General features: G+C 69.0%; 9 protein-coding genes and 2 pseudogenes. 9 read left to right on the top strand and 2 right to left on the bottom strand.

Annotated features, from left to right (window positions below; all coding sequences use genetic code 11):
* Positions 1-349 precede the first annotated feature (349 nt).
* A complete protein-coding gene (locus tag ACZ52C_RS41705; protein WP_469079746.1) occupies positions 350-565 on the bottom strand; it encodes a TerD family protein in 216 nt (71 codons plus the stop codon).
* Positions 566-1131: 566 nt separating this feature from the next.
* Here ACZ52C_RS41705 and ACZ52C_RS41700 point away from each other — a divergent pair.
* Positions 1132-2682 (top strand): RICIN domain-containing protein, encoded by a 1551-nt coding sequence (locus ACZ52C_RS41700; protein ID WP_469079745.1) that lies wholly within the window; start codon positions 1132-1134, stop codon positions 2680-2682.
* Between the two features lie 430 nt (positions 2683-3112).
* Positions 3113-3615, top strand: a pseudogene (locus tag ACZ52C_RS41695) (ATP-binding protein); the annotation flags it as partial.
* 506 nt (positions 3616-4121) lie between these two features.
* Here ACZ52C_RS41695 and ACZ52C_RS41690 read toward each other — a convergent pair.
* A complete protein-coding gene (locus ACZ52C_RS41690) occupies positions 4122-4295 on the bottom strand; it encodes a hypothetical protein (protein ID WP_469079744.1) in 174 nt (57 codons plus the stop codon).
* Between ACZ52C_RS41690 and ACZ52C_RS41685 the strand changes: the two are divergent.
* From ACZ52C_RS41685 to ACZ52C_RS41655, 7 genes and pseudogenes are all read left to right on the top strand, one after another.
* A pseudogene (locus tag ACZ52C_RS41685) lies at positions 4215-4409 on the top strand (ISL3 family transposase); the annotation flags it as partial. The gene ACZ52C_RS41690 and the pseudogene ACZ52C_RS41685 overlap by 81 nt on opposite strands.
* Before the next feature lie 184 nt (positions 4410-4593).
* Entirely contained in the window at positions 4594-5079 is a 486-nt protein-coding gene (locus ACZ52C_RS41680; protein ID WP_469079743.1) for an ISL3 family transposase, read from the top strand.
* 106 nt (positions 5080-5185) lie between these two features.
* Positions 5186-5962, top strand: coding sequence for an ISL3 family transposase (locus ACZ52C_RS41675; protein WP_469079742.1), 777 nt, complete (start codon positions 5186-5188; stop codon positions 5960-5962).
* Between the two features lie 611 nt (positions 5963-6573).
* Positions 6574-7454 (top strand): IS5 family transposase gene (locus ACZ52C_RS41670; protein WP_469079747.1). Its coding sequence is split into 2 segments (ribosomal slippage): positions 6574-6937 and positions 6937-7454, totalling 882 coding nucleotides; the frame shifts between segments, so codons are not numbered across the junction.
* A 120-nt stretch (positions 7455-7574) separates the two neighbouring features.
* A complete protein-coding gene (locus tag ACZ52C_RS41665) occupies positions 7575-8081 on the top strand; it encodes a DUF6624 domain-containing protein (RefSeq protein ID WP_469079741.1) in 507 nt (168 codons plus the stop codon).
* Between the two features lie 270 nt (positions 8082-8351).
* Positions 8352-9599 (top strand): MFS transporter, encoded by a 1248-nt coding sequence (locus ACZ52C_RS41660; RefSeq protein WP_469079740.1) that lies wholly within the window; start codon positions 8352-8354, stop codon positions 9597-9599.
* 177 nt (positions 9600-9776) lie between these two features.
* Positions 9777-10692: hypothetical protein (locus ACZ52C_RS41655; RefSeq protein ID WP_469079739.1), on the top strand; the 916-nt coding region annotated here is incomplete at its 3' end.

Raw genomic sequence — 10692 nt, 5'->3', positions numbered from 1 at the left:
AGAAGAACGAGAAGCAGGGGAACCATAGTTATCAACCTCCGTCGCTCCTCGTGCCCGGCAAATGCGAGAACACACGGTCGATTTCCTTGGTTTCTCCACTGCTTTTGCGGGCACTCAACCCAGTTCCTCCACGGCGTTCACTTCACCACCGGGCCGGTGGGCGGCTGCCGGGTCAGCCGAGTTCCACCTGGAGTGTCCTCAGGGCGGAGTACAGGACACGGGCGGGGGATGTGTCCGTTCGCTGCGCGCCGTCTGCGCGGGGCGGTGTTGTAAGCGTGGCGGCACCGCCAAGGAGTACGTCGGCGGGGGAGAGATCGGGGCGGTCGCGGTGCCACGTGAATCCGTAGGCCTACCGCTGTCCCACCGCGCGAAACGTCCACGCGCCGGCTCGCCGGTACGGCTCGCCTCCGAGGAACGCGGTCTCCGTCGTCGCCCCCATCTCGAACAACGCCAGCTGTCCGCCCGTCCCGGCGTCCACCAACCGCAGCCGCTGACCGGACAACTGGCCGAAGGCGCCCCCGTCCGGGGATGCGCTGAGAACGCGCCGTTCGATTTCCGGCTTCAAGGGGGCTGGTTGTGGAAGGCGAGGTCCCCGTCGTCCCTCGCTCTCCCGCCCGCCCCGAGCTCGCCCACCGGGACCGTTCATTACACGACCGCCCGCACAGTGCAACCTCCGCCCACGCGCCCGGCACGCCTCCCCAGGCGACGCGGTCACGCCCAGGGCAGCTGCGGGTCGGGCGGGACCCGAGGGTTGGCAGAGCAGATTCTCCTGGTCCAACCGCCGGTAGCGTAGTTCGGGGTGGCCGACGGGCTCACCGATGTGCGACGTTCCGCCCGCGAGAGCCCGATCCCGTTCTCCTTCGTCCCAGCGCCTCTTGTTGCCTCTTGTTGGACATCTGGCCTGTGTGACAGGGTGGTTCATGCCCAGGACAGTTCGTAACCGGCTTATTGGTTTGCACAGGTCCTGGCGTTGCCCGCTCACCCCCACAAGGCGGTCGCGCGGCACGCCCAGGCGGTCACCACCGCGAGGCCCCGCTCTCCGCACGGCCACAGCCAGGTCCGCGCCGCTGCTGTTCCCGCAACGGCTCGGGATGAGGCTGCCCAGTACGCCTGGGAGAAGGAAAGCCCCCTGTGTCTTCCGCTCACCAGTTCCCCGCAAGCGTGGCCCCCGACCCCGAGACCGCTCCGGGGATGTCCGACGACGTCCTCGTCGCCGCGCTGAGAATGTCCCGGACCATCGAGGGCACCACTCCTGTCGCCGCGCTGATCGCGCGACATGGGCCGTCGGTCTCCGACTACGCGGAGATCTGTGCCTCCGGTTCCCCCGCCCTCGCGCGAGCGTTCGCCTCCGCCGCATTCCGCCAGGTGGTGCAGGAACTCCAGAGAACCGGGCCCACCGGCGCCCTGCGCCCCCGCCTTCTCGTCACCGTGCGGGAGGCCGCGCGAGCGCGGTCACGGACGGGGAGCGCCTCGGGGCTGTCGTACGACCAGGCCGGGGCCGCCGACAGCGACAAACCCCCCTCACGCTCGGTCGCCGAGAACCGGCACCTGAGCCACGTCTCTTTTCTGCAACTACCGAGGACCACGCAGTACATTCTCTGGCACATGGACGTGGAAGCCGAACCGTCGGCCGTCCCCGCGGCCCTGCTCGGAATCGAAGGGGACATAACGCCCTTCGAGGTGGACCGGGCGCGGGAGCAGTTGCGGTCGGCGCTCCTGCGCACGCATGTCGAGAATTCGGCTGGGAGACAGTGCCGGGACTACAGCCGCCTTCTTGACGCATCCTCACGCGGAGCCGGTGCCACGCTGCCCGAGGTGCAGGTGCATCTGGATCAGTGTGCCTACTGCCGACACGCCGCCGAACAGCTCAGGCTGTGCGCCGAGAAACCGGGCGTGCTGCTGGCGGAAGCACTCCTCGGCGAGAGCGCTCATCCCTATCTGGCCGCGTGCCGGGCGCGTCCTTCGCGGACAGCGTCCGCTGCCACGGCCGCCGCCGGAGCCGACGCCGGTCACTCAGGCACCCGGCGCGGGCCGCACGGGTCGGCGAGGAAGCGAAAGCCTCGTGCTAGCCGCAGGGGCACGAAGATCTTCGTGGTCGGAATCGCCGCCGGTTCAGCTGCCGTCGCGATAGCACTCCTCGTGACCGGCACGTCGTCCCAGAACACCACACCGACTCCCCAGACACAGCAGCCCACGCCTACGCCCACGCCGTCGACTGCATCCCCGGCAGCCTCGACCGCCCTGCCTGTCCCCCCGGAGAGCGGCAGACTGCGTAACGCTGCCGCCGACCTGTGCATGGATGTCCGTGGAACGCCGCCCGAACGTGGCGCAGAGGTCACGTTGTCCACCTGCTCAAGCGACAGTACGCAGCGGTGGACGTACCTTGAGGACGGACTCCTGAGGAATCTCGCGGCACCGGATCTCTGTCTGGACGCCGGAGGGGACGACGAGGTGCTGGATCTGGAGTCCTGCGACTCCTCGGGCGACGTCTCCTTCGGTCTCCGCTTCGAGTTGAGCCCCGAAGGCGAACTCTTCACCCGGGACGAGGGGAACCTCGTGATCGCCCCCGCCTCGCCCGAGGCCGGCACCATTCTGGTACCGAGCCCCCGCAACGGAGAGGCGGAACAGAGATGGCTGGTCGAGTCGATCTCTGGAGCGTCCACGGCGGAGTCCGACACATGAGGCTTCGCCGGAACGACCACGGCCTCCGTTGAACGGACCGACCGACTCCTGATTCCGGTCAAGGGCCCGCGCCCACGCCCTCGCCTGGGCCGGTCCGGGCGCGGGCGCAACTGCCAGGGTGTGAGGCATGACCGCTCCGTGGATCCGAGAGGCAGTTGAGACTCGCGCGCGGACATCCCTCAGCGGTCCCGGCCGCCGCCGACCGGACGCTGAAGGTGAGGGCGACGACCTCGCCGTCCCCGTTCGACGAGGAACCGACGATCGCGATGCTGGAGATCAGCCTCGGACTCGTTTGGCCCGGGACCGCAGAGCAATCGGTCCCCGTCCGGTTCGGGCACCTACCTGTCGACCGGCGCGGCCTGGTCATCGGCGACGCCGTAGGGCTGGACCCGTGGACGGGAATGGACGACGAGCCGGTCGAGGGGCTCGCGACACCGTCGCCCGCGCCGAGCGCGAGCACCTGTCGTACCGCGGCTTCTGCGCTGACTTGCTGATGGCCGAGTGCGAGAACGAGACCGGCACCGGTCCGAGCGCCGGATTCGCGCGGCCGGCTTCCCACGCCCGAAGTGGCTATCCACTTTCGACTACACGCCCAACCGGAACGTCACGCCGGCCCTGATCAACAACCTCGCCACCTGCGAATGGGTCAAGAAGGGCGAGCCGATTGCTTCATCGGTGACTCCGGCACCGGCAAGTCCCCTCTGCTGATCGGCCTCGGTCTGCCGCAGCGATGGGCGGCTCCCAGGTCCGCTACGCGCTCGCCGCGAAACTCGTCAACGAACCCGTCGAAGCCGCCCACGAGAAACAGCTGCCAAGACGTTCACCGACCCCATGCTCTGCGCGGCCATCGTCGACCGACTCACCTTCAACGGCACCGTCATCGAGACCGGCACCGAGTCCTGCCGTCCCGCCCAGACCAAGGTGGTGCAGCAGCAGACGCAGAAGTCGCACCGAGACCAGTCGGCCGGTGGAAACTATTCGCTGCTGCCTCGGGCCTGGCGGTCCAGGAACTCAATCAGCCGTGTCTCCGAACGAGTAAGCCTCTCCTGTTGTTCGCGGGGAAGCGAAGCGAGGGCGTCGTCCAGGACCCGCTTTCGCGGGACGTGCACCATGTTCCCGGAGTAGATCCGGCAACAGGAACACCAGGCGAGTCCGATGCACCGCTCGAACAGGGAGGACTCGGGTGGATGAAATCGGTACTGGTACGAGCGGACGGGCGTACCGCAGGCGGCACAGATCTGACGGTCCCCGTCGTAGACCGTGTTCCAGCTCCCGACCTTGCGCCAGTGCTGCCGCCCGGCCGGCACTCTTCAAGTCGTCATGCCCAGCATTCTCTCCCGCAGCGAGTCGCCCGGCACAGCCGTCCCGGCGAAGCTGGGGCCGGAGCCGACCGGAAGCCGGGGCCATTTCAAGGGTCTGGCACAAGTTCCGTGAGCCGGTCACGTGTTGTAGTTGTTGATCTTCTTGTGCTGGGTGCGGAAGTCGCCTTGAAATTGTTCCTCGTGCGGGTGACACGGCCGACATTCGGTGCCGTGAACGAGGTGTTGTCCTGGCTCCAGGAGCTGTTGTTCCCGTCGGTCCCCGGCATCACCGTCGTGGCTGTAGATGCGCACGGCGAGGCGATACGCGTCGAGGTCTGGTGCACACCCGCCGGGGCCGCCTGTCCTGACTGCGCCCACTGGACGGAAGGGGTCCACAGCTCCTACTTGCGGTTTCCGGCAGATCTGCCCGCTGCCGGGCGACCAGCACAGCTTGCGTTGCGTGTTCGGCGGTTCTTCTGCACGGCCTCGGCCTGCGGCCGACGGGCATTTGTAGAGCAGGTGCCGGGACTGACCCGCCGCCACGGCCGGGCCACCGAGCGGCTGCGCCGCGCGATGAGTGAGATCGGGCTGGCCCTGGCGGGTTGGGCCGGTGCCCGCCTCGCCCCGGGCCATGGGCATCGCGACCAGCCGCACCACGCTGCTGCGGCGGGTGATGGACCTGCCCGACCCGGCGGCGACGCAGCCCCGCGCCGTCGGCGTGGACGACTTCGCGCTCAGGCGCGGCCACGTCTACGGAACGGTCGTAATCGACGCCGAGACCCACCAGGTCCTCGACCTGCTGCCCGAGCGCGAAGCCGCCACCCTCGCCCCGTGGCTCGCGGCTCGTCCCGGACTCGAGGTCCTCTGCCGCGACCGGGCCGGCGCCTACGCCGAGGCGACCGACACCGCCGCACCGCAGGCCCTACAGGTCGCCGACCGGTTCCACCTCTGGCAGAACATGGCCAACGCGGTCGAGAAGACCGTCGCCGTCCACCGCTCCTGCCTGCGCGGCCTACCACCGCCCAGCCCAGAACCCCGAGCCCGCATGGGAGACGCCCGCCGGGGCGGCACCCGGCCAGGACGCCGAAACGGATAGCCCGACCGGCAAGCTCGCTGAACGGGCCCGCGCCCACCATGCCCATCACCTGGGCTGGGGACGGCACACCGTGCAGAGGTACGCCCGCGCCGCCCGCTGGCAGGACATGGTCAAGGGCCGCAAGCGGCAACTCCCCAGCAAACTCGACCTGTTCAAGCCCTACCTGGCCGACCGTTGGGCCGAGACTGACGGGCACGTGACCATCCTCGGTCTCCACCGGGAGATCACCGCGCGCGGCTTCCGCGGCCACTACTCCACAGTCGGCGACTGGGTGCGCCGCGACCTGCCGCAGCAGGAAGGCTTCACGCCCGCCCCACCACTGTCGATACGGCAGGTGACCGGCTGGCTCACCCGGCATCCCGCCACCCTGACCGAAGAGGAGAAGCTGCACCGCAAGGCCGTACTCGACCGCTGCCCGCAGCTGGCCTCCGCCGCAGAACTGGCCAGCTCGTTCGCGGAGATGCTCACCACCCTCAGCGGCGACCGTCTCCCCGAGTGGATCACCGAGGTCACCGACGCTAGCCTGCCCGGCATCAGCAGCTTCGCCGTCGGCCTGAACAGCGATCTTGACGCGGTGACGGCGGGACTGACCGCCGACTGGAACTCCGGCCCGGCCGAAGGAGCAGTGAACCGGATCAAGATGCTCAAGAGGCAGATGTTCGGCCGTGCCGGCTTCGCACTGCTGCGTAAACGGGTCCTGCTCTCGGCTGCGGTCAGACCGCGTTCTCCACCAGTCCGAAGCCGTCCGGGAACTCCTCCAGGAACGCTCGCCGCGACGGATCAGACTCCTCGCGGGCCATGGTGGCGCGTAGGCCGAGGAACTCGTCCTGCTGCTCACGCGACAGCTTGCTCACGACGTGAGCGACGCCCTCCAAGACCTTGACGGCGTCGCCTGGATCCATTTGCTCGTCTTCACAGCCTTCGACGAACCAGAGGACATCGACCAGAGCCTCGGCCAGAGCTCGCGTCAAGGAGGGGTACGCACCAGGCATGGAGACGATCTCCCAGCAAGTCGGCGAACAGAGTCACGTCATCTCAACACATGCCACTGGGGTCACAGACAGCAACCGGCTCACGGAACTTGTGCCAGACCCTTGCAAGCCGGAACAATCGCCGCACCAGCCCCGAAGCGGGGCCAGGTCGGGCCGGAGAAGTGCCAGTTCAGACCGTTAACGCCAAGCGTGCTTACAAACAGCCAGCGGCCTCGCAGCGTTCGACCGGTTCGGTGGCTGATGCGGCGATCTGCTTCAGTGAGGCGGTCGCCGATTCCTGCGCCAGCAGATCACGCGTCATCGACGCCATCCGCTGCGCGAACCGGCATCCGCTGCGCAGACCGCCATCTGCCGCGCGAACCGACCCCAATCCACGCTTCGTTCCCTCGACTCATTCCGCTTCGGCTCAACCCCGTACCCAGCCTTTCACTGAACCGCGCCGCGACTAGGGTCTGTCCGGCGGATCAAGTGACTTCTCGCGGTCCGGCACGTTGGCATGCTCATGGTGCGGGGAGATCTCACGAACGAGGAATGGGCCCGGCTGAAGCCGCATCTGCCCATGTCAGGGCAGCGCGGTGGGCGTTGGGCCAGCCACCGCAGGATCATTAACGGGATCCTGTACCGGAACCGGACTGGGGTGCCGTGGCGGGATCTGCCTGCGCGGTTCGGCAAGTGGAAGACCGTGTATGAGAGGCACAGGCGCTGGTCGGCGGATGGCACGTGGGACAAGGTCTACGCGGCCGTCCTGGTCGACGCGGATGCCCAGGGCCGCATCGACTGGTCCATGGTGAGCGTGGACTCCACCACTTGCCGGGCCCACCAGCACGCCGCCGGAGCAAGCAAGAAATCACCGCGAGTGCCGGGATAAGACGCACGCCCCGGCAGCACCGCCTCGATGAGGGGCTCGGACGCTCCCGGGGCGGCCTCACCTGCAAGATTCACCTGGCCGGAGAAGGCGGGCGCCGCCCCCTGGCCCTGCTGATCAGCCCGGGCCAGTGGGGCGACGCCCCGCAGCTCATCCCCGTCATGGAACGAATCCGTGTCGGCCGGCCCGGCGGCGGGCGCCCCCGCACCCGGCCGGACCACCTCGGCGGCGACAAGGCCTATTCCTCCCTGCGTAACCGCCGCTACCTGCGAAGACGGCAGATCAAGCACACCATCCCCGAGCCGAAGAACCAGCGGGCCAACCGGCAACGCCGCGGCAGCAAGGGCGGACGGCCCGCCGGCTTCGACAAAACGATCTGCAAGCGCAGAAACGAAGTCGAGCGCACGATCAACGCCCTCAAGAACTTCCGGGCCGTTGCCACGAGGTTCGACAAGCGTGTCTACGTCTTCCAGGGCACCGTGACCGTCGCAGCGATCCGGCTCTGGCTCCGGGGGTAGATCCATTATCCCGGTGCGGCGAGGCGCCTGTCACCCTTCTCCGGAATGATCTTTACATCCGATTTGCGCCTCTAGGCTTGCGGGCGGATACAAAGCACGGATCTGACCTGGGAGTTGAGAGTGGCGCACGACGTTGCCGCGCTGGCGGTGGAACTCACGGAGATGGCTGCGGCCGATCACGAGTCCGCAGTCCGCGCGAACAGCGATGACCCCGCCGAGCAGCTGGCGTGGCGGCGGCTGACCGCTCGGCACGGTGACCGGCTCAACGAGATCATGGAGGAGTACGGCTGGCCGACGGCGGAACTGGTCGGCGAGGAGGCCGCACGCGCGGCATGGCTCATCGCTCAGCATGCCGACCGGCAGCTCGACGTTCAGCGTCGCGCCCTCCATCTGATGCAGCAGGCGGTGTCGGCAGGCTCGGCCAGCCCGCGCGAGCTGGCCTTTCTGTGCGACCGCACGCTGGTCAATGAAGGACGCAAGCAGGTCTACGGCACTCAGATCGCCGGCGTGAAGGACGGGGCGCCGGTTCCGTGGCCCTGTGAAGAGCCCGAGCGCATGGACGAACTCCGTGCGGCAATCGGCATCGAGCCCTTCGACGAGTACGTCGCCAAGTTCTCCATGGCCTGACGCCCCCTTGCTGGTCGCGTCCGGTGGATCACTGCCCGGGCTCATCTGTCGCGGACTTGATCCGCCGGACAGGCCCTAGGGAGGCGGCGGACGCCCCGATATGCGCGTGCGCCCGTGGCGTCGACGTCGTCGGTGCCGGGGGCCGGCGCGAGTCCGTGGGTGTGCAGGGCTAGGACTCGCGGTGGGGGAGGAGTCTCCGCATCGTCTGGGCCCGGTGTCAGTCCTTTATTCCGTTGACGGGCGTGTGGCCCGGTCTCGACGATCAGGCGTATGTCTGCCGCTCTGGCGCCTCTGCGTCACTGCCCGTTCCGGCACCTCTTCATCGGTACGACGGCCAACCTGCTCGGCAGCGGAGTGGCGCCGATCGCGCTGGCGTTCGCCGTGCTCGATGCCACCGGCTCGGTCGGCTCGCTCGGGTTGGTGGTCGGCGCCCACTCCCTCACCAGCATCTGTTTCCTGCTGTACGGCGGGGTGCTGGCGGACCGGTTACCGCGTGGCCCGCTGTTGGTCGGCAGCAGCGTGGTCTGCGGCGTGAGCCAGGCGGTGATCGCCGCTCTGGTCCTCACCCACAACGCCGCCATCCCTCTGCTCATGGTGCTCGCCGCGGTCTCCGGGGCCTCAGGCTCCTGCCATCAGCCCGCCGCCCAGGCGCTGCTGCCCCAGACGGTGCCCGCCGAGTCCCGCCGTGCCGCTCTCGCGCTCTCCCGCATCGCGGGCAGCAGCGCGGTGGTCGCGGGTGCCTCACTCGGCGGCGTACTGGTCGCCGCGATCGGCCCGGGCTGGGGCCTGGCCGTCGACGCGCTCAGCTTCGCGCTCGCCGCCACCTGCTTCGCGCTGGTCCGCGTCCGGTCCGCGCCGCCCGCACCCAGCCCCGGAATGGTTCATGAACTCCGCGTCGGCTGGAAGGAGTTCACCTCCCGCAGCTGGGTGTGGGTGATCGTGGTGGCTTTCTGCTTCCTCAACGCCGGACTCACCGCATCGTTCACCGTCCTCGGTCCGGCCGTCGCCGACAGCACAGAGATCGGCCGCAGCGGCTGGGGGCTGACCCTCGCCGCAGGCTCGCTCGGCGCGGTCGCCGGCGGCGTCCTGTCCCTGAGATGGCGGCCCCGGCGCGCGATCCTGGTCGGCTGCGCGCTGATGGGCCTGACGGCCACGATTCCGCTGCTGCTCGCGCTCGCCCCCTACACCTGGCTGCTGGTCGTGGCCAACGTCGTGGCGGGCGTGGGCGGCGAACAGGCCGGGGTCGCCTGGTACTCGACCCTCAACGAACAGATCCCAGAGGACCGCCTCGCCCGCGTCTACGCCTACGACGACCTCGGCTCCTACCTCGCGCTCCCGCTCGCCCAGTTCGCCGCCGGACCCGCCGTACTCCTCCTCGGCCTCCAGGCCACCCTCTACGCGGCCGCCGCGCTCGTCCTCCTCGCCACCCTCGCCATGGTCGCCACCCCCTCCATCCGCGCGCTCGTCCCGAAGACCGCAGAACCGGAGTCCGCCTCCGAAGCGCCAGTGCCCCGCTGAGATCGATTCCTGTCTGTGGAGTCGGGGGTCCTTCGCCCGCCGTTCGACCAGGACCAGATTTTTCAGAGCGGCGTCGAGGGTCGCTGAAAAACGCCTCTGACCTGGACGCTCGTGACCAGAACGACCGTGGCGCCCGCCGACGGCGTCCGCCCCCTCTCTCCCAGGTTCTGGTCACACATGCGCACTCGCACCCTGCTGCCCTCGCTTCCGCTGCTCGGCACACTCTTGATCACAACGGCCTGTTCCCCCGGTTCCTCGGAGCCGGCCTCGGCCGGCCCGCCACGTGCCGCCGCCGAATCCCCCTCACCCGTCCACAGCGTCGACCCGTCGAAGATCAAGGGCCTGCAGATCGTCAGCAACAGCAGCGAGCAGCACGCCTGCCCCTTCGCCACGAGCTACCCGGACGTGCCCGGCGCGGAGGCGATGACGGCCGCGATGAACAAGGACGTGGAGCAGCGCCTGGCCACATTCCGCGAGGGGGCGTGCGGAAAGGCCTCGGGCGGCGAGCTCAACGTCAGCCACAGGTTCCTGGTGGCTTCCGGCGATGTACTCGGCGTCCGGCTCACCACACAGGACGGCAGCGGCGCCGGGTCCGGGCTGTCGACCAGGACGTACTGGTACGACGGTGACGCGGGCGATTACGCCACTGCTCTCGGACTCGTCGCCGACGACTCCCGGAACGCCTTCATCGCCACCTTGAAGGACGAGCTCAAGGGGCGCGAAGGCTTCGAAACGACCACCTTCGACGGCACGCTCTCCGACCCTGCCTCCCGCGTCACCGCTCTGGACAACATGGCCTTCACCGCTGACGGCGGGCTGCGGGTGACCTTCGACAGCGGCGAGGTGGGCGCGCCGCCCGCCGGGACCTTCCTGGTGGCCCTCTCCAGGAAGACGGTCACCCCCTGGCTGTCCGCGTTCGGCAAGCGCGCCCAGCGGCAGACCATGACCCCCAGCCGTTCGCTCGACCTGGGCGCGCCGAACACCCCCGGCCCGGCCGTCCCCACCCACACCGCCTCCGGCGACGACGACACCGACTGCAAGCAGGTCCGGTGCGTCGCCCTGACCTTCGACGACGGACCGGCGGCGCCGGAGA

It is taken from the genome of Streptomyces sp. NPDC034049 (assembly GCF_055575575.1).
Note: the sequence above shows the minus strand (reverse complement) of the source record. Positions and strands in the feature narration are given on the sequence as shown.